The organism is Psychrobacter pacificensis (genome assembly GCF_900101915.1).
Classification (GTDB): Bacteria; Pseudomonadota; Gammaproteobacteria; order Pseudomonadales; family Moraxellaceae; genus Psychrobacter; species Psychrobacter pacificensis.
Genome location: NZ_FNAL01000010.1, coordinates 1 through 22,036, shown reverse-complemented (window position 1 = coordinate 22,036; position 22,036 = coordinate 1). Strand labels below are relative to the sequence as shown.

Annotated in this window: 16 protein-coding genes and 1 rRNA gene; 5 read left to right on the top strand and 12 right to left on the bottom strand. The window is 45.7% G+C overall.

Annotation, left to right across the window (positions count from 1 at the left end; genetic code table 11):
- Window positions 1–12: 12 nt before the first annotated feature.
- From BLR43_RS07465 to recG, 4 genes are all read right to left on the bottom strand, one after another.
- Window positions 13–3,102 (bottom strand): efflux RND transporter permease subunit, encoded by a 3,090-nt coding sequence (locus BLR43_RS07465; RefSeq protein WP_093070068.1) that lies wholly within the window; start codon window positions 3,100–3,102, stop codon window positions 13–15.
- Entirely contained in the window at window positions 3,099–4,454 is a 1,356-nt protein-coding gene (locus BLR43_RS07460; RefSeq protein WP_083328910.1) for an efflux RND transporter periplasmic adaptor subunit, read from the bottom strand. Before BLR43_RS07460 ends, BLR43_RS07465 begins: the two co-directional genes overlap by 4 nt.
- Before the next feature lie 102 nt (window positions 4,455–4,556).
- The gene (locus BLR43_RS07455) at window positions 4,557–5,240 is read right to left on the bottom strand and encodes a TetR/AcrR family transcriptional regulator (protein WP_071002728.1); all 684 of its coding nucleotides are present in this window, start codon (window positions 5,238–5,240) and stop codon (window positions 4,557–4,559) included.
- A gap of 73 nt (window positions 5,241–5,313) precedes the next feature.
- A complete protein-coding gene (recG, locus tag BLR43_RS07450; RefSeq protein ID WP_093070065.1) occupies window positions 5,314–7,665 on the bottom strand; it encodes an ATP-dependent DNA helicase RecG in 2,352 nt (783 codons plus the stop codon).
- 406 nt (window positions 7,666–8,071) lie between these two features.
- Between recG and BLR43_RS07445 the strand changes: the two genes are divergently transcribed.
- Window positions 8,072–9,058 (top strand): patatin-like phospholipase family protein, encoded by a 987-nt coding sequence (locus BLR43_RS07445; protein ID WP_093070063.1) that lies wholly within the window; start codon window positions 8,072–8,074, stop codon window positions 9,056–9,058.
- A gap of 140 nt (window positions 9,059–9,198) precedes the next feature.
- Here the strand turns inward: BLR43_RS07445 and BLR43_RS07440 are convergent, their stop codons facing one another.
- Window positions 9,199–9,786: a hypothetical protein gene (locus BLR43_RS07440; protein ID WP_058025061.1), complete on the bottom strand. Its 588-nt coding sequence runs from the start codon at window positions 9,784–9,786 to the stop codon at window positions 9,199–9,201.
- Window positions 9,787–10,127: 341 nt separating this feature from the next.
- Here BLR43_RS07440 and argA point away from each other — a divergent pair, with 341 nt between their 5' ends.
- On the top strand, window positions 10,128–11,450 hold the full coding sequence (argA, locus tag BLR43_RS07435; RefSeq protein WP_071002725.1) for an amino-acid N-acetyltransferase: 1,323 nt from the start codon (window positions 10,128–10,130) through the stop codon (window positions 11,448–11,450).
- A gap of 94 nt (window positions 11,451–11,544) precedes the next feature.
- Here the strand turns inward: argA and bamJ are convergent, their stop codons facing one another.
- The gene (gene bamJ / locus BLR43_RS07430) at window positions 11,545–12,276 is read right to left on the bottom strand and encodes a BamJ family beta-barrel-assembly machinery protein (RefSeq protein WP_058025059.1); all 732 of its coding nucleotides are present in this window, start codon (window positions 12,274–12,276) and stop codon (window positions 11,545–11,547) included.
- 477 nt (window positions 12,277–12,753) lie between these two features.
- On the opposite strand from bamJ, the gene BLR43_RS07425 reads away from it, so the two are divergent.
- Window positions 12,754–14,424 (top strand): mechanosensitive ion channel, encoded by a 1,671-nt coding sequence (locus tag BLR43_RS07425; RefSeq protein WP_093070061.1) that lies wholly within the window; start codon window positions 12,754–12,756, stop codon window positions 14,422–14,424.
- Window positions 14,425–14,561: 137 nt separating this feature from the next.
- On the opposite strand, the gene BLR43_RS07420 is transcribed toward BLR43_RS07425, so the two are convergent.
- A complete protein-coding gene (locus BLR43_RS07420; RefSeq protein WP_093070059.1) occupies window positions 14,562–16,001 on the bottom strand; it encodes a hypothetical protein in 1,440 nt (479 codons plus the stop codon).
- Window positions 16,002–16,295: 294 nt separating this feature from the next.
- Between BLR43_RS07420 and budC the strand changes: the two genes are divergently transcribed.
- Window positions 16,296–17,078, top strand: a complete 783-nt coding sequence (gene budC, locus BLR43_RS07415) for a meso-2,3-butanediol dehydrogenase (RefSeq protein ID WP_093070056.1) — start codon at window positions 16,296–16,298, stop codon at window positions 17,076–17,078.
- Between the two features lie 37 nt (window positions 17,079–17,115).
- On the opposite strand, the gene BLR43_RS07410 is transcribed toward budC, so the two are convergent.
- The 3 genes from BLR43_RS07410 to BLR43_RS07400 form a co-directional block, all read right to left on the bottom strand.
- Window positions 17,116–17,817, bottom strand: a complete 702-nt coding sequence (locus BLR43_RS07410) for a lysophospholipid acyltransferase family protein (protein ID WP_093070053.1) — start codon at window positions 17,815–17,817, stop codon at window positions 17,116–17,118.
- Between the two features lie 167 nt (window positions 17,818–17,984).
- On the bottom strand, window positions 17,985–19,874 hold the full coding sequence (parE, locus tag BLR43_RS07405) for a DNA topoisomerase IV subunit B (protein WP_093070050.1): 1,890 nt from the start codon (window positions 19,872–19,874) through the stop codon (window positions 17,985–17,987).
- 110 nt (window positions 19,875–19,984) lie between these two features.
- A complete protein-coding gene (locus BLR43_RS07400) occupies window positions 19,985–20,638 on the bottom strand; it encodes a YqiA/YcfP family alpha/beta fold hydrolase (protein ID WP_093070047.1) in 654 nt (217 codons plus the stop codon).
- Window positions 20,639–20,826: 188 nt separating this feature from the next.
- Between BLR43_RS07400 and BLR43_RS07395 the strand changes: the two genes are divergently transcribed.
- Window positions 20,827–21,087 carry a DUF1289 domain-containing protein gene (locus BLR43_RS07395; RefSeq protein WP_093070045.1) on the top strand — a complete coding sequence of 87 codons (261 nt, stop codon included), beginning with the start codon at window positions 20,827–20,829 and terminating at the stop codon, window positions 21,085–21,087.
- A gap of 166 nt (window positions 21,088–21,253) precedes the next feature.
- Here the strand turns inward: BLR43_RS07395 and BLR43_RS07390 are convergent, their stop codons facing one another.
- A complete protein-coding gene (locus BLR43_RS07390) occupies window positions 21,254–21,751 on the bottom strand; it encodes a hypothetical protein (RefSeq protein ID WP_093070042.1) in 498 nt (165 codons plus the stop codon).
- 146 nt (window positions 21,752–21,897) lie between these two features.
- A 5S ribosomal RNA gene (rrf, locus tag BLR43_RS07385) occupies window positions 21,898–22,011 on the bottom strand.
- Window positions 22,012–22,036: the final 25 nt, after the last annotated feature.

The window sequence follows — 22,036 nt, the reverse complement described above, 5'->3', positions numbered from 1 at the left end:
TATTGCAGTATGTTAAATATGTGGGCTTCTCTTCTTCCCATGTGGCACCAGCCATTTGGCAAACCATCCTGACACATCGTCCATCAACGTATAAACCACTGGGATGACTACCAGACTGAGGAGCGTTGAGGTGACCAGACCGCCCAATACGGCGGCCGCCATCGGTCGCCTAAACGTAGGATCAGCATCACCCCAACCAAAGACCAGGGGTAACATGCCTGCACCCATCGCAATGGTGGTCATGATGATAGGCCGCGCACGCTTGCGACAGGCATCCATAATGGCCTCAAAACGCGCGAGCCCGCGGCGCTGAGCAATCAACGCGTAATCGACGAGTAGGATTGAGTTTTTGGTTGCGATACCCATGAGCATAATAAAACCAATCATCGAGGGCATCGACAGACTACTATTGGTAATGACCAAACCCACAAACGCGCCGCCTATCGATAACGGCAGTGCCATCAAAATGGTAAATGGCTGCAATAAACGGCCAAATAATAAAATAAGAACGCCTAAGATACAGACCACACCCACCGACATCGCAATGATAAACCCACTAAACAGCTCCGCCATATTTTCGGCTTGACCTTGATCAATGATGGTAATCGATGGCGGCAGCGTCTGCATCGCTGGTACCGACTTGACCGCCTGCACCAAGTCGCCAAGCTCGCCATCAGAAGGCTGCACAGTAATACTAATGGCGCGCTCACGATCGAGCCGGTTGATCTGGGCCGGGCCTGTCCCAAAGTTTAGATCGGCCACCTCGCCCACGCGTACCCCTTGTCCTGCAGGCAGCGCGCTTGGCACGTATAGGCCTTCTAATTGGCTGACGTTTTGTTTGGCGACATCAGGCAGTCGCACCACAATAGGAATCTGCCGAGTATCGAGATTAAGCTTAGATAAGCGCTGCTCATAGTCGCCGACCGTCGCCACTCGTAGCGTGGTGGCGATATCTTGCGTGGTGACGCCTTTATCTGCCATTGCCAGTCTGTCAGGCATGACCGTAAGCTCTTGCCTCGGCAGGCTACGGTCACTGGTCACTGCGCCGGCGCTAGGCAGCGCTCGGATTTCAGTCATAATCTGCTGGGCGGTCTGCTCTAGCACCTCTGGATTGGTACTGGTCAAAGAAAAGTTATAGCCCGTCTCGCCGCCGCTCGATAGACCAACGGTAAAGCGTGCGCCAGGTACCTCCGCGAGCAGATGACTGATTTTACGCTCAATCTCTTGCTTAGAGATACGCTCTGCTCGTGGCGCAAGGACGATATCTAGCCCTGCGATATTTTCGGCTTTGCCGCCAGAGCTGGGCTCCATAGCAGCTTGCGCCTCCCCTACCGAGGTAAAGATATTGGTCACTTCGGGCATGGCCAAGATACGCTCACTGGCCATCGCTGCCACGCGCTCGGTATCTTCGAGCGCCACATCTGGCGTCAGCTCAATCTCAACACGCGTCTGATCGATATCATTGTCAGGAATAAAGGAGGTCGGTAGCAACTTCACCAGCATCAATGAAGCGACAAACAGCACCAAAGTTGCGCCGATGGTGATCCAGCGTTGTCGTAAGGTCCATGAAACAATCTTAAGATACCAATCCATCAGCGCGCTTTGTTTTTCCACGCGATTTTTTTCTGGCCGCAGTACGTAAGCTGCCATCATCGGCGTGATCAGTCGCGCTACCATCAAGGACGCAAATATCGATAAAGCCGCTGTCCAGCCAAACTGACGGAAGAACTGCCCAACAATACCGCCCATAAAGGCCGTCGGCAAAAACACAGCAATCAAGGTAAAGGTAGTAGCAACGACTGCCAGACCAATCTCATCAGCCGCTTCCATCGCCGCCTCATAAGGTGTCTTGCCCATACGCAGATGACGAATGATATTTTCGACCTCTACGATGGCATCATCGACCAACACCCCAATCACCAATGACAATGCCAATAAAGAAATAATATTGAGACTAAAGCCAAACAGATACATACCCAAAAAGGTAGGAATAACGGACAATGGCAACGCCACAGCTGCGACAATGGTCGCACGGATATTGCGCAAAAATAAAAACACCACCACGACGGCCAATAGTCCACCTTCTATCAGCATACGCAGTGATGCTTGATAATCCTCGGCAATAGGGGTGGCTCGATCATAGACTTTTTCGATGCTGATATTACCCGTATCGGCCGCCAGTTTGGCAAGCTCGGCATCGACGCGCTCCATGACCTCGACCTCACTGGCACCGCGCGAGCGGGTGATGTTAAACGCCACCACCGTCTGCCCATCGAGCTTAGCAATCGAACTTGGGTCAGCAGCACCATCGGTGATTTGCGCCATACGTCCAAGCGCTTGCGTGCCACCTGTCGGCACGGCCACTTGTAGGTCGTTTAATTCGCTTGCGCGCTCGACCGCCCCAAGCACGCGAATGGTTTGCGTGGTTTTACCGACCTCGGCTTCACCACCTGAGCTGTCCTGCTGAATCCCAGCGATTTGCTGCGATAGCTGAGAGATAGGAAACTTTAAACCACTGAGCGCAATCGGGTCCGCTGCCACGGTGATCTCACGCTGCAGGCCACCGATACGGCTAACGGTACTGACACCAGGGATATCAGATAACCGTTTGGTGACCGTATCATCAACGAACCAAGACAGATCTGCCACATTCATGTTTTCTGCGGCGACAGAATAAGTCACCACCGGAAACCCTGCGGTTGAGACCTTAGTAATAATCGGATCATTGGCCGCGGCTGGCAGATCCCCTCGCACCTCACCGACGGCTGAGCGCACATCATCGACCGCTTCTTGGATGTCTTTTTCTAGGACAAACTCAGTGACCATGGTGGCAGCGCCGGTTTGTAGGGTGGTGCGAATATGCTTGACACCTTCGATACTGGTCAGCTTATTTTCGACTTTTTTGGCAATGTCGTTTTCGAGCTGGGTAGGTGCCGCGCCAGGCAGGGTGACGGTCACTACCACGGCAGGCAAATCAATGTCAGGGAACTGCTGCACCTTCATTTGCATAAAGCCATAGATACCGCCCAACGTCAGCAGTACAAACAGCAAAATAGCGACCAACGGATTTCTAATCGAATAAGCAGATACATTTAGGCTCATGAGCGCGCCTGCGAAGCTGTATCAGCGTTATTATTGGATTGATTAAGACCATCGACGATGCGCACCAAATCGCCATCGTTTAAAAAACTACCGCCTTGCTTGACGATTTGACTGTCGCTCGGCAATGGCTCTGTGACCGCCACACTATCGCCGAGACGCTCACCCAAACTCACACGCTGCTGCTTGATACGGCCTGTTTTTTGCGCTGCGTGGTTGGTGCGAATTTGTGTGACCATCATCACATAGTCATAGCCATCATTGCTGACCACCGCACTGTTAGGAACGGTTTGGGTGTTGCTGCTACCCAATAAAAACTCACCCGTTTGATACATGCCAGCGCGTACTTTTGCGTTGGCCGCTAGGCTAGCATAGATGGTGATTTGGCGATTATTATCTGCCGTCGGTGCGATACGGTTCACCTGTCCCATCACACTATCATCACCGGGTAGAGCGACTCGTACAGGTGTACCAATATTGATATCGCCGACAAGCTTTGGATCGATATCTGCGCGCCATTCTAATTCCCCGCCTTTTATGATGGTAAATAGCGGTTCACCGCCTGCGACCATGCCGACGACCATGCCGACCTCCACCATTTTATCACTGATGACGCCGCTGACTGGCGCAACTACTGTGGCATTATCAAGGGTCAAACGCTGATTGCTTAAACGGGCTTTGGATGCTTGCAAAGCTGCGCGGGCACGTACCTCAGAAGTACGGTAGCGATCGGCTTCTTGTTTACTAATGGCGTCAATATCGATGAGTGGCAATACGCGGGCCGCATCGGCGCTGGCGTTGGCAAGTGTGGCTTCTGCCTCTGCCACATCTGCCTCAGCTTGCAGCACTTGCTGCTCCATCGCATCGGTATCAAACATTGCGAGCACTTGCCCCGCTCTCACGCGGTCGCCCTCTTCGACCAATACACGCTCGATGGCCACACCACTGACTTTTGCACTGACACTAGCGATATCTTTGGCGTTGATGGTGCCATCAGCGCTAAGTGTGCGACCGATATCATCTTGGCTTGGGCTAACGGTTTCTACTGACAAAACAGACTGCTCCATACTCGCAGTGCTATCAGCTTCATTGCCACCTGCCACACCACTAGAGGCGACTGGCTCCTCTCGTAACTCGTCTGCACTACCGCCCCAATACTTACCTAGCACAAACCCAATCACCAGCACCGCAATCAATGCAGGTATGAGCAACGGGGGTAGTTTTGCAGATTTATTGGTAGAGGTAGCCTCAGCTTGACGATACGGGGGTAGCTCAGCGTGTTGAGGTGTCTCAATATTGGTTTGCTGTCCGCTAGTCGGTTCTTGCTTATTATCAGGGTCTTTAAAGTCACTCATAGTCGGTCTCTATAAATACGGATAATAATAAAAGCAGCGCTTAAACGCTCACTTAAACCATTACTCAAAAACAATTACTGGACAGCCACTAGTCAGAACAGCTTATGAATTAGTGGTTAGTGCGCTATTTCTTTGTAGCAAGCTCATTGCGAGATTTTTTGCAAACGATTTAAGCTGTTGTTGTAACTCTGGTTGCTCATAAACCGACCCGCCAAGCGTGGCTTGTTGTAGTGACGAGTCTGTAAACATACCGATGGTAAAATAAAGCAAGGTGAACAGGCGCAATGGCTTAGTATGATCGTCAGTTGGACCAAGAAATGTAGACAGATAGCCTTGAAACCGCGCCAATACTTGAATGTCATGTTCAAACAAAGTCACCATTTCTGGGTTATTTTGTACTGAGATATTCTGTGACGCTAGCTTAGCAATCGCTGGATTCTCAATCAGTAAATCCAAAGTTTTATCGATCCACTGCTCTAACGCTTGGGCGGGCTCAAGTGTACTATCTGCAATCGCGGCTTCTGTTTGAGACACAAAAGCCAACAGCTGACGAGCATGCATTCTACATACCGCTTCATACAGCGACCGTTTGCTTTGCCAGTGAAAGTGAATGGTGGAAATATTCTTGCCAGAAGCCTTGGCAATATCTCGAGTAGTAACCGCTTTAAAGCCTTTAGCCGAAAACAGCGCTTCGGCGCATCGTAAAATAGAGGCGGCGCTACTACTAGGTTCAGATTCGACTCGATCAAGCGCGGTTTCAAAGTCAATTTCAGATAATTTTGTCATGGGTCATTATTAATCAATCAATTGATTGAGTCAAACGTTTTAGATATCCAAACGGTATATAATAATAGCCCTTTTAAGCATTGGTATAACGACTCGCCTCAGGCATCCAGCGGTGAATCAGTTGGCTGACATCCGCTTTTCTGGTAGGGTCTGCAATCAAGTGCTTGGCCAAACGCTGCGCAATCGCAAATAACTGCTCATCACGGATAAGATCGGCCAAACAATAGCCAATATTGCCTGTCTGACGTTTACCGAGCAGTTCACCCGGCCCGCGCAGCTCTAAGTCTTTTTGAGCGATAACAAAACCATCGGTGCTATCACGTAGCACGTTCAAACGCTCTGTGCCTGTTTCTGATAACGGTTTTTGGTATAACAACACACAAAAGCTCTTGGTTGAGCCGCGCCCGACGCGCCCGCGAAGCTGATGCAATTGTGAAAGCCCTAGACGCTCCGCATTTTCGATCACCATGAGTGAGGCATTGGGTACATCGACCCCCACCTCAATCACGGTTGTGGCAATTAACAAATCCAAATCACCCGCCTTGAACGCCTGCATGATGGCTTGTTTATCCGCAGACTTCATTTTGCCGTGTACTAAGCCAATGCGAATGTCTAAGCGCTCATTTAAATCTTCATACGTGGCTTCAGCTGCTTGTGCATCGAGCACGCTAGACGCCTCGACTAAGGAGCACACCCAATAAGCTTGCCTGCCTGCCTCGCAATTCACGGCAATACGTTCGATCACCTCATCGCGGCGATTGCGATCGATGGTCACCGTGGTAATGGGGGTACGCCCTGGCGGCAACTCATCAATAATGGAGGTGTCCATATCGCCATAAACGCTCATGGCAAGCGTTCGCGGAATCGGGGTAGCGGTCATGATTAGCTGATGCGGTGTGCTATTGGCCACGCCTTTATTGGTCAATGCCATACGCTGCTCAACACCAAATCGATGCTGCTCATCAATGATCACGAGCCCTAGCTTGGCAAACTGTACTTGCTCTTGAAACAAGGCATGCGTACCAACGACAATTTGTACCGTGTTTTCCGCAACCGCTTCCAATGCTTCGCGGCGCTGTTTGGCAGTTTGCTTACCCGCAAGCCAACCCACACCGATACCTAGCGGCTCAAACCATTGCTTAAAGTTCACGAGGTGCTGCTCTGCTAAAATCTCAGTCGGCGCCATGACTGCCACCTGCCAACCACTATCAAGCGCATAACCCGCCGCTCCTGCTGCAACCAACGTCTTGCCAGCGCCCACATCACCTTGTACCAGTCGTAGCATTGGGATAGAGGTTGCCATATCAGTCGTGATGTCTTTCATCACTCGTTTTTGTGCACCTGTTAGATCAAACGGCAATGCACCAAACAGCTTATCAGCTAGCGGACTGTGGGTCGTACATTTGGGTGCTTTGTGCTGATGCAGCTGCTGACGACGGTACAACAAGCTGAGCTGATGGGCGGTTAACTCTTCGATAATCAAGCGCTGACAGGCAGCATGAGTACGCGCCGTCAGTTGGGTCAACAGCTTATATTGCTGACTTGCGTTGGTATAAGTCGGCGGTGTATGCAGCAGTACTAGCGCTTCAAATATCGTTAAGTTATAAACATTGCTATGAGCGATGCGAGCAGCTGCGCTATGGCTATCATTATTGACGTCATAAATGGACGTAGTAGGCCTATTCACACTATTACCAATCACATGATCAGGCACACTTCGCGCCAATGTCGAAAAAATATCTTCTGGAAACTCTGTCTCTAGCAGTACAGATTTGGCTGGCTCAAAAGGTACTAATGGTAAGTCAGCCACGACGGCAAAATCCTCCTTCGTAAACAACGTCATCGGTAGACCCTGACTACGAACTGTTTGCAGGGCCAGTTTGATCAAAGTCCGTAGCTTATTTTGGTGTAAGCCTTTCACACTAGGATAAATGGGCTGTAGACCCGTATCAGTCGTAGCTATATTATCTGTGATAACTTGATATTCAGGATGGTGTATTTGTTTGCCGTAACGACTGACTTTGACTTCACCAAACAGCTGTAATCGCGTCCCCACATTCATGGTCTGCGCAAGGCCGCGATAGACTTTAAAAAACCGCAAAGCTATGGTGCCCGTATCATCATCCACAGTTACGGTCATGCCGCTACGTTTAGTATCGACATGGACCACACGTCCGGTAATCATAGCCGACTGTCCGTGCGCCACTTCTGCGATTGATACCAGTCGACTGCGATCTTCATAATCACGCGGCAAATGCAGTAGCAAATCAAATATCCGCTTGATATTCAATTGTGCCAATTGCTCAGCTACCTTTGTCCCAACACCTGCCAACGCTGTCACTGGCATATCTAACGCCGAGAGTGGCAAGTCAGACCTTATATGGTCTGCTGAATTGGCTGAAGAAACATTCATCGATACTGGCATCAAAGATCCTAACAAGGTTATTTATTATTTTTATCTATGTCATCGGCTGTTTTAAATATAACTCACCTAAGAAAGATTGTCATAAAATGACCCGTAAAAACAGCAAAATATAAATATCGATTCATCTCATTATAGCTGAACAGTCAATGACTTATGCTAAGCTATTCCGTCATGACTGCAAAACCCTTTAAGACAACTTGTTTACATCTATTATAGTCGAACCACTATTAAAGTGTTACAGCGTTAGACTCGTTTAGCCTACTACTGTAGTACTTGCACTCGTCTGCCTTGTACCACTTTTAATATTGATTGACTATATATAAATAGTAGCTGTCTTATTTTCTACAACATGGTTTTTCTGCATCATGGTTTTTATAAACCACGGTCATTTTATAAGGTGTTTTTTATGTCAGACTCTGCTCTATATCGACCGTCTCATCAAGGTTTAAGTATATTACGTCTTAGCATGTTTGCCGTAGCTGGGTTATGCGTCAGTGCTTGCAGTACCCTAACACCCACTGCTCAAACACCTAAAACGCCAGAGCCTATCGTGGAGTTACCTAGCGTCGCATTGGTCTTGGGTGGCGGCGGTGCCAAAGGGTTTGCCCACGTGGGTGTGATAAAGGCATTGGAAGAGAATGGCATCAAACCTACCCTGATCGTCGGCACGAGTGTCGGCAGTTTAATCGGTAGCCTGTATGCCAGTGGATACACGCCGTTACAGCTTGAGCAGTTGGCACTGACCACCACCGATAGCCAGTTGACGGACTTTACGTTGTCTAATCAAGGCTTTGTCGAAGGCATCAAACTCAAAAACTTTGTGAATGAAAAAGTTCGCGGACAAGTCATAGAAGACTTTCCAATTGCCTTTGCCGCCGTTGCAGCAGAAAAAAACACCCTAAAAAAAGCCGTCTTTACCACAGGTAACGCAGGGCTTGCTGTCCAAGCATCCTGTAGCGTGCCCAATATTTTTATTGCCCCACGTATTCCAGAAAAAGTCGGCAAAAAATATATTGACGGTGGCGTGGTCAGCCTCGTACCCGTTGACAGCGCACGCGACTTGGGCGCTGATATTGTTATTGCTGTTGATGTGACTGCCGCTCAAGTTAATGGGCCTACTGATAATAGAGCGTTAACCATCAGCTCATTAAGCGACTTTTGGGGCTTTCTCGAAACCAATATCGTATCCCCTACCAATCGCTCCCCATCAATAAGCCGCGAACGAGATCGCGCGGACATTGTCATTACGCCTAATGTCGGTCGTAATAGCTCAATAGATACCAGGCAGCGTCGTGCGCTGATAAAAGCAGGTGCACAAGCCACGACGCCAAAAATTAACGCCATCAAACAGCTGATTCGAGAGAAATCTACTAGCAAATATGCGACGCTTTAATTAACTTTATTGCGTACTCATCACAAGAGTTAAGCGACATTAAATCCAATGCATAAAAAAGCACCACGGTTATAAACGGTGGTGCTTTATCAATAATAAACATCATTATCTGACGAACTTTTACTATAAAAGTCTTAGCGTTACTTTACGCGCGCGCGATATTTCACTGCAACGGTGTCGTTCAAACCGACACCTTCAAGATCCCAACGAACCGCTTTATAGTATTTTAGTGCCACATCTTGTAGTTGATTGTCTACCTTGGTACGTAGTGGCATACGGGCGAAGTTGTTGCCATCGACACTCCCATATGGGAACTCAGGTGCCACTGTACCAAGCAATTCTACTTGATCCGGAATACTCATGGTGACCGTCATCTTACGGACGCGATCGGCATTGGTGTTGGTAAAGTAGCCTTGATACTCCAATACGTTACCTGATTGCAAACGAGTATTTGTATCGACAGGGACGAGTACTTCTTGTCCATTGGCATCAACACTGACCAACGATGCTGTGATTTTACTATTAACCGCTTGGGCACTTGAGTTGCTGCTCGCATTTGTATTGGCTTGAACTGCCATTGAGCTATCAACTGCTTGCTCTGGTGTCGGCAGCATGGCAGATGCCTGCGTGACTACCATCGCACCGATGAGCGTACCGGCAACAACGTGAAATAAGCGATGACCGCTCCAAGCACTAAATGGGCTAGCAAATTGGTTACTTTTTTTCATAATTCTCATTATCCCTGATTGATATATCGGTAAAGCACAGATGGCAAAAACTGAGTTTTCTTAACACATAGTCAATAATTAAAAGAATCAGATTCATTATTTTTATTGATTATCTTCGTTCATTGACAGTAAAGCAATAGCGCTTAGCATAGCAAAAAGCATTTGTGGGTACATTAACCCCGTGTTGAGGTTGTGTATATCACCGATGGGCAATAAAAAGACCTCAACACAGCTGAAATAAAAGATAGCTCATAACCGCGTTTTTTGCTATGGTAAATCTTTAGCGTTAGGCATTTTTTTGCTACGCCCTTTTTCTTATTCTAACGACTACTGCTCCCATTATGACTACTAGTTCCATGCCACAGATTAACCCTGAATACGTCCATTGGTTCCGTAACTCTGCCCCATACATTAATACGCATCGCGGTAAGACTTTCGTGATTATGTTTGGCGGTGAAGCGGTCAATCATCCTAACTTCAGCACGCTGATTCATGACTTTGCCTTGCTCCATAGTTTGGGTATCAAGCTGGTACTGGTACACGGGGCGCGACCGCAGATCGAAAAAAACCTAAAAGACGACAATATTGAATCTCCGCTGCATCAAGACATTCGTATCACGCCGCGTGCCGCAATGCCCGCTATCCTGCAAGCGGTTGGCGCAATTCGCTTACAGATCGAAGCACAGCTGTCGATGGGACTGGCCAATTCGCCGATGTACGGCTCACGTATTGACGCCATCTCAGGCAATTTTGTCACGGCGCGCCCTTATGGCATTCGTGAAGGCATTGATTATCAAATGACGGGTGAAGTGCGCTCTATTGACGTTGAGGCCATCAAAAACAACCTACTGCATGACCACATCGTGATATTGGGCTCGATGGGCTACTCTGCGACAGGTGAAGTGTTCAATTTGCTCGCTGAAGACGTTGCACTTAGCGCCGCAGTAGAGCTGGGTGCTGATAAGCTGATATTTTTAGGCGAAGAAGCAGGTATCAATGATGGTGATCGTTTGCTACATGAGATGATTCCTAACGAAGTGGATCGCTTCTTACGTGACCGTGATTTGAACTGTGAAATCAATTATTTCTTGAACTGCGCAAGCTTGGCTTGCCGTCAAGGTGTCCATCGCACGCATATCATCTCCTATGCCAAAAACGGTGCATTATTAGAAGAATTATTCACTCGTGACGGTTCTGGTACGCTAATTAGCCATGATCCTTACGAAGAAATTCGCCGTGCCAATATCGATGACGTCGTTGGCCTTATCGAGCTGTTATCCCCTCTAGAAGAGCAAGGTATCTTAGTCAGCCGCTCACGTGAACGCTTAGAGCAAGAAATCGACAACTATAGCGTCATCGAACGTGATGGTATGATTTTGGGTTGTGCAGCCTTGCATACGCTAGACGCAGAGTCCGCAGAAGTCGCTTGTGTTGCCGTACGTCCTGAATATCGCAATGGTAGCCGCGGTGCTGATTTGCTCGCGTTTTTAGAGCAGCAAGCGCGCAGCCATGGTCTACATAAACTGTTTGTACTGACCACGCGTACCGCCCATTGGTTCGTTGAGCAAGGCTTTGCGGAAGTTGAGGCAAGTGCCTTACCAGCAGCACGTCTGGAGAAGTACCACAATGGTCGCAACTCTAAAGTCTTTCAAAAAAACCTATAATTTATAGACAAACTGATATAAAACCTCTGCGCATAAAAAAGCCTTCATAATCATTATGAAGGCTTTTTTTATAGATGAATGCTTCAGCCGCGCATTACTTTACTTTTAATAGCTCAACCGTAAAGATAAGCGTGCTATTTGGCTCGATACCAGCGTTACCCGCTTCGCCATAGGCGATGTCTGATGGGATATAGAACTCGTACTTGCCGCCCTCTTTCATCAACTGTAGACCTTCCGTCCAGCCAGCGATTACTTGGTTTAGTGGGAACTCAATTGGCTCACCACGCTCATATGAGCTGTCAAATACGGTACCATCGATCAATTTACCTTCGTAGTTCACTTCCACCACGTCAGTTGCTTTTGGCGATTTACCTGTACCTTCTTTCAATACTTTATATTGCAGGCCAGAATCCGTTTGCTTCACGCCTTCTTTTTTCGCATTTTCTGCTAAGAATGCTGTGCCAGCAGTTTTATTTTCTGTTGCTTTGGTTTGCATGTCTTTTGCGAACTGCTCTTCTTGCTCTTTTTGATACGTCATCAATACTTCTTGCATTTGCTCTTGGGTCAATGCTGAATCATTGCCTTCGTAACCATCACGGAAACCTTTTTCAAAAGTATCCAGGTTCAAATCTTTGACAGCTTCTTTATTGCCTTCTGCCATCATGAATCCTAAGCTATAGCCCACTTTTTCACTTGCTGAGCTTTGCTCTGTGATAGAAACGCTTTGAGCAGCTGTTTCTTGACTGCCGTTATTGGTGCTACAGCCTGTCATTAACAACATAGCACTAGCAAGGGCACTAATGCTTAAAGTAGTGATTTTTTTCATAGATTACTCTCTGATAGATTACTCTCTGATTGTAAGAATAGTGGCGAGATGTCACATTGCTCTATAATAACAAATCTTAGTTTTGGGAACCACGCTTTACATGAAATTATCGGGCGAATGTACAGTCTGTGTTAATATTTCCTATTATAATAACAAGTTATCACACAAATATAGTGGCAGGTAAAGCTTTCTATCTTTAAATCCATCAATACATAGGCTAAGCTAAATTAGGTAAGGAGATAAGTAATCGAATGTTGGTATTTATCATTGATATATGATTGTCAGTAGCAAAGCGATAACTAAAAACCAGCCTGATACTTTTGATAATTACTTTTATTCGAAAATGATAATATCTTCCCATAACTCAATTTAAAGACACTATTTATAATAAACTATCTGTATATTTGTCTCATTCAACAGTGATTGTAATAACAATACTTTTGAGTGTTACCTATAGAATGATTCAAGGAGGATAAGATGAACCCAATGTATACATCTTTTAACGGTTATCTTGGTGGGCCTATCGGTTCTATCATTGGCGCTATCTTGATATTTATCATTGGTTGGCTGGTCGCACTTGGTATCGCAGCACTTGTGCGCGGTGTCCTATCTAAAGTCAATCTTAATCAACGTATGAACTCTTCAACCGGTAAAACTTACGATCTTGAGGGAATTATCTCCAAGATTGTTTTTTGGTTTATTTTTATCATTGCTATTTCAGGGGCGCTTAACCAACTAAATTTAAACTCAATCTCGGCGCCATTTGCAAATATGGTTAATCAAGTATTGGCATTTATCCCTAACCTCGTCGGTGCGATCGCGCTTGGTGTAATTGGTTGGGTTATCGCCACTGTCGCACGCACTGCAATCAATGCGGCGCTTTCTAAAACGACAATGGACGAGCGTCTAAGCGCACAAGCAGGCGTAAAACCAATGAGCAGCACCATCGCTGATATGGTTTACTGGTTCATCTTATTGGTTGTTTTGACCATGGTACTCGGTCAGCTAGAGCTTGATGGTTTGTTTGCACCATTGACTAATATGGTCGACAAAATCTTCAGCTTTATCCCTAACATCCTAATCGCTGGTGTGGTCTTTGTTGTTGGTTATATCATTGCCAAAGTCGTACGCGGCATTGTGACCAATCTTGTTTCTACTTTTAATGTTCAAGAGTTAGCGACGAAAGCTGGCTTAAGTGAACAAAACAGCCTACCTAATATTGCCGGTTCGCTAGCATTTTTAGTGGTTATTATCCCAACGATTATTGCTGCTTTGAACGCATTAAAAATCGACGTTATTGCTCGCCCTGCGACCAATATGTTGAATAAAATCATGGAAGCATTGCCTAACATCTTCATGGCAGTGGCTATCTTATTTGTGACTTTTTATGTTGTACGTATGGTTGCAAATATCGTCAAAGGATTGCTTGAAAACACTCAAATCAATCAAATGCCTGCCAAAGTTGGCTTGCAAGAGACTATGGGTGACAAGAGAATCTCTGACTTAGTTGCTTATGCGATTATCTTCTTTGCTATGCTATTTGCTGCTATCGCAGCTGCTGATTTACTAGGTTTCGAGCCTATCTCAGCAATTATTACGATGTTTATCGCATTTGGCGCTAACATCATCTTAGGTGCGATTATCCTGTTCATTGGATTTTGGCTTGCCAATATTATTGCAGGTGTTGTTGAGCGTTCTGAACAAGGTTCACAATTCTTAGCAAACATTGTGCGTGTATTGATTATGGGCCTTGTACTTGCTATGGGTCTAAAAGCAATGGGTATTGCAGATTCAATCGTGAATCTAGCATTTGGTCTAACGCTAGGTGCCGTCGCCGTCGCCTTTGCCCTATCATTTGGTCTTGGTGGTCAAGAAGCAGCCGCACGTTTCCTACGTAAAATGCAAGATAGAATGGATCGTGAGCGCGACGAAGCAAAAGCAAAATCCACGCTGCAGCCAAGCTCATCAACGCAAGAAAAAGTTGCTGATTCAGTTCGTGACAACACACCTTCAGCTGCTAGCACGTCAACTACTGATTTGCGCACTGATGTGATTGACACTCCTCGCGTAGATACTGATACCAATGATATCTATAACAGTAATCAAATCCTTCCTGGTAATGATCTTAACGATGATATCAATAAATAAGTATCAGTAATTACCTACTCTTAGATAAGAAAAAGACAGCCTAGGCTGTCTTTTTTTGTGAGTGTCAGTATAAGTTAGACTTACAGCAGCTTCTAGCAGAATACTCAGCTCGATTTTCAAAATATGTTACGTGCTCATTATTTCTTTCGCGCTGGTATAGAAAGGCTTAGACGTACTTGAGGCAACTTGTCAGATTGAGGATGACTTTCAGAGTTTTGAGCAGCTTGCTTCTCTGCCTTTTGCGTATTTTGAAGCGACTTTTTACTCTTTAATTGTTGTATTTGCTTGGTTAGCTGTCGCTCTCTTTGCGTCATCGCGTCCACTGACTGAATCCACACATCAATATCGATGAACGTTTCATTTACCTCAGTAATAAAGTCGATACCGAGTACAACGATATGATGCAGCTCTGCTATTGGCAATCGAGTCGCAACATCCTGTGCAATTTTTGCTAGATTCGGTTGAATAACATTTTTGCTATTCTTTGCTTGAGCGTTTTGTCCATAGAATATCAGTACATAATGCCGCCCCAAGGTTTCGTAGGAATGCTGATGTACGATATAACCATCTTGTTGCAGCGTCTTACTTTGCTTAGGATGTCTATATAGCGTACGGATCAGCTCATGACGCGAAAATAAAGACTCATCTAATAGTTGCTGCTGCCAACGAAACCCCAACGGCTCAGTTGATGATTCTTGGTCATTACTAGATGTCTGCTTATCAGCATATGCTGCTATCATTTGTGTACTGAGCTGTGACCATAGCGTGGCTGCCTGCTGCATATGCTGTTGGTACATCTGCGCAGTCGTGCTCTGATTCTTATATGCAAGCGCCATGGCCACCAACGCTGGATTAGGTTTGTCCTGAATGTCGTACTTGTTAAGTGCATTGTCTACTGTGATCGCAGGTGTGAATAAAGAGGCGCTTTGCAAAAATTCAGCGACTAGCACTTCTTCTGATACAAAACTTGGGACATGACTGATAACCGAATATTGTAGTTGCTCTAAGTGATAATTCAAAAACCGCCATAACTCACAGGGTGTCTGTACCGCAACCAGTATTGAGTGCCAGTCATGCCAGCTGAAGACTTGCAATTGCTGCCCGCCCTCACTCATGTCTACAACCAAGTCCTCCAAAAAATAACGAGCACCAAAAGCATGTTGCAAGTGATTTAATTGCTTGCTGTCCTGACTATCAGTATTTTTCTTATGACCATCTACTACATTATCAGTCAGCTGAATATCGAAAACCAAAATATCATGAGTCTGTGCAACATGTTCATTTTGAGACAATGAAGATTTATGCCATGCCAGCGCAGCTTTTATAGCAGTCATACGTGCTCGCTCAATATCAGCTGAGCTTGTACTCATTGGCAAGTATAATGTCAGTGCCAGCAGTTGCAGCTTGCCCGACGAGAGCTGGTAATGATACGAGCGTGCGCTATAGCGAGCATCATATTGCTGTTCAGTAGTCTGCATACCAGCCAGAGCGATGTCTACCGCTGCTGTCTGTAAGTAACAGGCCAGCTCACTAGCAAGGTAGCCCCCATCGGATATTATAGTAGACGAATGAGACACAGATTCTAGCCCTTTATAATCTTATGATATGTGATGAATGACATTTTGGCTGATTAAAATGGTGGCATATTTATAAACATAGTCATCAGCATTTCAACATTTTTACGAATGTAAAATTACGCTACATAAGCACTATCAGACGCAGTCGCTTTCAACGTAATGACTTGTTATGATGATATCAAAGCAGCAATGCTTGTGCGTGGATCTTATAGTTATAAGCTGCGCTCACGTATCAATGTCAGGTACGTTTATCGAATTTTAATAAGCACTATATAATAACAAGGATTGAGCATTATGAAGCGTTTCAAAGAAAAAACCGTCATTGTCACTGGAGCCGGCTCAGGTATGGGACGCGCCACTGCTCTGCGTTTCGCTAATGAAGGCGCGACTGTGGTACTAGTGGGACGAACCTCTGAAACTTTAGAGGAGACCGCAAAACAGTTTCCAGAAGATCATACATGGATTCATACCGACAACTACATGACCATCACCTGTGATATTAGTGTACAAAGCCAAGTACAAGAAATGGTAAAACGAGTGATTGAGAGGTTTGAAAAGCTCGATATCGTCGTCAATAATGCGGGCAAAGGTATGGAAGGCAAAATAACGGACTTATCTAGTGAGGATTGGCACGCAGCTATTGATGTCAATTTAAATGGTACTTTTTATGTCTGTCAGGCTGCAATGCCGCATCTCATCAAGACACAAGGCAATATCGTCAATGTCTCATCACTCTCAGGTATCGGCGGTGATTGGAACATGGCCGCTTACAACGCTGCCAAAGCAGGCGTCACCAACTTGACACGTACGTTAGCGATGGATCATGGCCCTGATGGTGTGCGCGTCAATGCGGTCAACCCTACCGCGACTAAGACCAACATGACCAAAGACATGCGAGAAGATCAAGAAAAGGTCGATAAATTTTTAGCACGCTGCCCTCTAGGACGCTTTGTGACTCCTGAAGATATCGCCGCCGCGATTACCTTTTTAGCCAGCGAAGATGCGGCGATGATTACGGGCGTTAATTTGCCTGTCGATGGCGGCGTGAGCGCCTCGAACGGACAGCCTAATTTCTAAACCTGCTATACTCTACGATTATCCTTTTACTCTACGATTATCCTTTAAAGAAGGCTTGATTAACATCTTGTAGCGGCTGTGAGAGCCGCTCAGGATGATAAGGCATTACCCCGCCGTACTGGGCATAAATCTTTGGCAAATCCTCTTCGATATTACCCGTCGGGTAAACCATCTCCAAAAATCGCACTTCTTTAGTATTATAATCTAACGCTACTGGTAAGATAGGTACATTGGCTCCTACTGCCAAGTAATAAAACCCAGTTTTCCAGCTGTCAGTATATTTGCGCGTGCCTTCAGGCGCTAAACCCAAAAACAAAGTCTTATTATTTTTAAACTTATCGATACTCGCTTGTAGCACTGAGCCTTTGGCTTCGCGATTAATAGGTATGATACCAAGCCAGCGCATGAGCTGCGCCAGCACTGGTATTTTGAACAGCGTATGCTTGCCCATAATACTGATTTTGAGATCCAGTGCAAACAAGCAAGGTAGCGCATATATCCCGTCGATGTTGGAGGTATGAGGGACAGCCAAGACCACCGCTTGTGAGATATTAGGGATAGAACCTACGGTCTTCCAGCCCGCCGACTTCATCAGCATACGACCTATTTTAGGAGTCAGTTTACCGCCGCGCTTAGGGATTAAGTTGCCCAGATCTTTTTTATTAAGCTCAGGCAATACTTTAGAGCGTCTGTTCGCAGTAGGTTTAGCAGTGGGACTGGTTTTTGGGTTTGAGGACATAATAGCACTACACAATGAGAATACCCCATCATAGCATTAACCTGAGCGGACTAACTTATTATTTATATTTTGCTTTATCTGTATAGCTTGACTAGATTTTAGTCATAAAAAAGGGATAACGCTTAACGCTTATCCCTGTGTGAAAATCGTTTAAAAACTTTGTAACTCTATAACGCAATATCGGCTAAGTTACCTTTACTCTCAAGCCATGACTTGCGATCAGCGGCACGTTTTTTCGCCAGTAGCATATCCATGATGCCATTGGTCAGTACCATATCGTCCATATCAAGCTGCACCAAGCGGCGCGTATCGCGGCTCATCGTCGTCTCACGTAGCTGCTCAGCACTCATCTCACCCAGTCCTTTAAAGCGCGTGATTTGCGCTTTTTTATTGCCCGGTACCTTGGCTAATATATGCGCAAGCTCTGGCTCATCTAGCGCGTAATGCACATCTTTACCCACGTCGACACGGTATAACGGCGGCATGGCAACGAATAAATGACCGGCATCCACTAGCGCAGGGAAATGCTTCACAAATAACGCGCAGATCAGCGTCGCAATGTGCAGGCCATCAGAATCAGCATCTGCTAAGATACATATCTTGTCATAGCGCAGCTCGGACAGATCATCAGAGGCAGGATCCACACCGATCGCAATAGCAATATCATGAATCTCTTGGCTTGATAGTACCGTATCTGACGACACTTCCCATGTATTCAAAATCTTACCCCGCAGTGGCAATATCGCTTGATAGTGACGATCACGTGCTTGCTTAGCACTACCGCCTGCCGAGTCACCCTCTACTAGGAACAGCTCTGCGCCATCGCGCAAATCACCGCGACAATCCGCCAATTTTCCCGGCAGTGCGGGTCCCTGTGTGATTTTCTTACGAGCGACTTTTTTAGCTGACTTTAGGCGACGTCCTGCTTTATTAATCGCCAATTCAGCAATCTGCGTGCCCATATCCGCATGTTGATTTAGCCACAAGCTAAAGGCATCTTTTGCCAAGGTCTGTACAGCGGCTGCAGCTTCGCGGCTAGAGAGACGTTCTTTGGTTTGACCAGAAAACTGCGGCTCAGAAAACTTCAGGGATAAGATATAGTTCACCCCATCCCACACATCTTCTGCGGTTAGCTTCACACTTCGCGGTAGCAAGTTATGAATATCACAAAACTCACGTAACGCTTCTAGGATACCTGTACGCAGACCATTGACGTGGGTACCGCCCTGCGCTGTCGGAATCAGGTTCACATAGCTTTCTTGAATCGGTGTACCACCCTCAGGCAGCCAAGACAAGGCAAAGGTCACACCCGCACGTTCGCCCGCTTTTGCATCATAATTATAATAAAACGGTGCTTCAGGTAGTGTCTCAAGACCATCTAATTGCTCGCTTAGATACTCGACAACCCCATCGGTAAATTGCCAAACGACCTTTTCATCATTGATATCATCGGTGAACTCAATCGTTAGTCCCGCGGCCAAAACCGCTTTGGCTTTCAAGTTGTGCTTGAGCTGCTTAACGTTAAATTTGGGCATATCAAAGAAACTACCATCGGCCCAGAAGTGCACTCTGGTGCCACGTTTGCGTTTGTTTGAGCTGACTGATTCCGTCAACGGCGTCACGGCTGCGCCATTTTCAAACGCCATATCAAACTGGGTGCTATCACGCCATACCGTCACTTCAACGCGCGTAGATAGCGCATTGACGACGGAGATACCTACACCATGCAGACCGCCCGATACTTCATAATTAGAAGTCGAGAACTTACCACCCGCATGCAAACGGGTCAAAATCAGCTCAATACCGGATTGACCAAACTCAGGGTGAATATCGGTTGGCATACCACGCCCATCATCTTCGACAGACAGCGATCCATCACTATGCAGCTGCACTTTGATGGTTTTGGCATAACCCGCCAACGCTTCATCCACCGAGTTATCAATGACCTCTTGCGCCAAATGGTTTGGTCGCGTGGTATCGGTATACATACCTGGGCGACGACGTACGGGTTCCAGCCCTTCTAAAACTTCTAACGATTGCGCATTATATTGACTCACAAATGCATCCTTAACTATTCATGTGCGTTTAACTCTATAAAACCATTATAACCAAAAACAGCGACGTTAAGGTCAATAGTCCATCGTTCACGTCATATAATGTCGTCTATCTAAGACCTTACTAACTCTCGTAGTATCTCTATCACCATCGGTAGCTGCTCACCAAAGTCACTAAAGCGATGGTCTCCTCCTGCTTGTACGGTTACTGATGCGCCCTGGCTTTGATAAAAGGCCTGGGACAACTCAGCGTTTAATAGCTCATCACCTTGTTTCAGCAGTACAGCAACTTTATTGGGATAAATAACTTGAGAAATTTGATGATCTGCAAACCATTGCAAATCTGACGGTGTAATACGCCAACCGCCCGCCGTCGTATGCAGGACTTTATTATCCGATGACTCATCACTACTATCTTGATTTGATGCTGAGTTATCAGAAAAGCGCTGTAGCGTAACGTGAGGCTGCGTGCTAGGATTTAGCAGCAATGCAGGACAATCTATTTGATTACTGATTAAGGTAGAAAAATACCCACCCAATGAGCTACCGACCAATACCGTGTTGGACGATCCCGTCTGCTCATCTTGGCTATTATTTAACCCTTCTATCAATGACAACAACTGCTCACGCACTTGCGCAGGCGATTTATTCAAATCAGGACGCAGTACATTGATATCAGGATGATACTGCTGGCAATATTTTTCTAACAGCAGCCCTTTAGTCGAGTTTGCATCGCTGTCCAGTCCATGGATATAAATCAGGTTCACGTATCATCTCACTTATTAATTTTGTTATGATTGTCTTATATAGACCAGTGACGCTAAGCATAGCACCCGATGCACAAAAATAATAACAATAAAACGGCACACTATTAGTCAATATTTGCGACATAATAATATGGTCATAATCGTCTGGTACCAGTCAAAGGAATGACGGTCATAGCAATGGAGTCGCCATGAATCAACAGTTTGAGCTGTTCGACATTGACAACCCTTGTATCGGTGTCTGTCAAAGCAACAAAAAAGGCTATTGCTTTGGATGCCTGCGCAGTCGAGCCGAGCGCCAACGATGGCATGATATGACGACAGAGCAGCAACGCGAGGTACTAAGGCTTATCGCAGGACGTAAACTACGTATCGAGCTCATGCGGCTGCGTAAGAATGAGCAGTTAAGATTTGATTTTGAAGAAAAGTTTGAGATGGGTGAGTTGTTTTAGGAATTAGAATTGTGATAAATACATAGCACTTCGAATTTTTCACATAGAAAATTAATCTCTAAACTTATAAATATTGAGAAAATTATGTATACAATACAGCCGATGTATTCAATTAAAGAAAATAGATAAAATTAATATGTGATAAGTATTGTAGAGTATAGGATTTTTAGGTTCTCTTCCACTGAAACTCAACACCTAACGTGCAGTCAACCTTACCTGGTGTACTTTTATGAGTAAGCCCTCCAGTCATAATTAGTCGCGATTTACTATTAGTTATATAAAGAAGTAATGTAATAGCATCTACATGTCGATTAGACTTTGGGACTGCTGTAGCAAGAAAGTACATATCCCTAATACGACCTTGAAGCACATACTGATCAATTTCTTCATCACCTCCTTTATGAGAATATATACCCTCAACAACATCACCACTTTGCTTAAGGGATGGCTTGATAAAACCATCACTATCTTTGAGGTCTCTAAGATTTACTCCCTTAAATTCGCATACCTCCCAGTCTCCATCAATTCTTACTCCTCTATATATTTTGTCGCCATACCAAGGCAAAACTTTTCTCCTAAAAAACTCACTAACTAATATAAATAAAGCTGTGGCAAAAAGGCTGCTACTAATTCCTACAACTAAAGAAACCAACAAACTATCCATTTTTCATCCTTGATTTAAAAAAAACTATGTTTTATAGTTCAAAGCTTTTAAAAATAATTTTTATCAATTGAATAGTATAAGTCTATATCGTAAGCAAAAAAAAGCCCCTTGATACTAACGTATCAAGGGGCTAATCAGGAATAAGGAGCTGACGATGACCTACTCTCACATGGGCGAACCACACTACCATTGGCGCAACGATGTTTCACTTCTGAGTTCGGGAAGGGATCAGGTGGTGCCATCGCGCTATTGTCGTCAGCAAAGGGGGTTAGATATGAGTCTGTT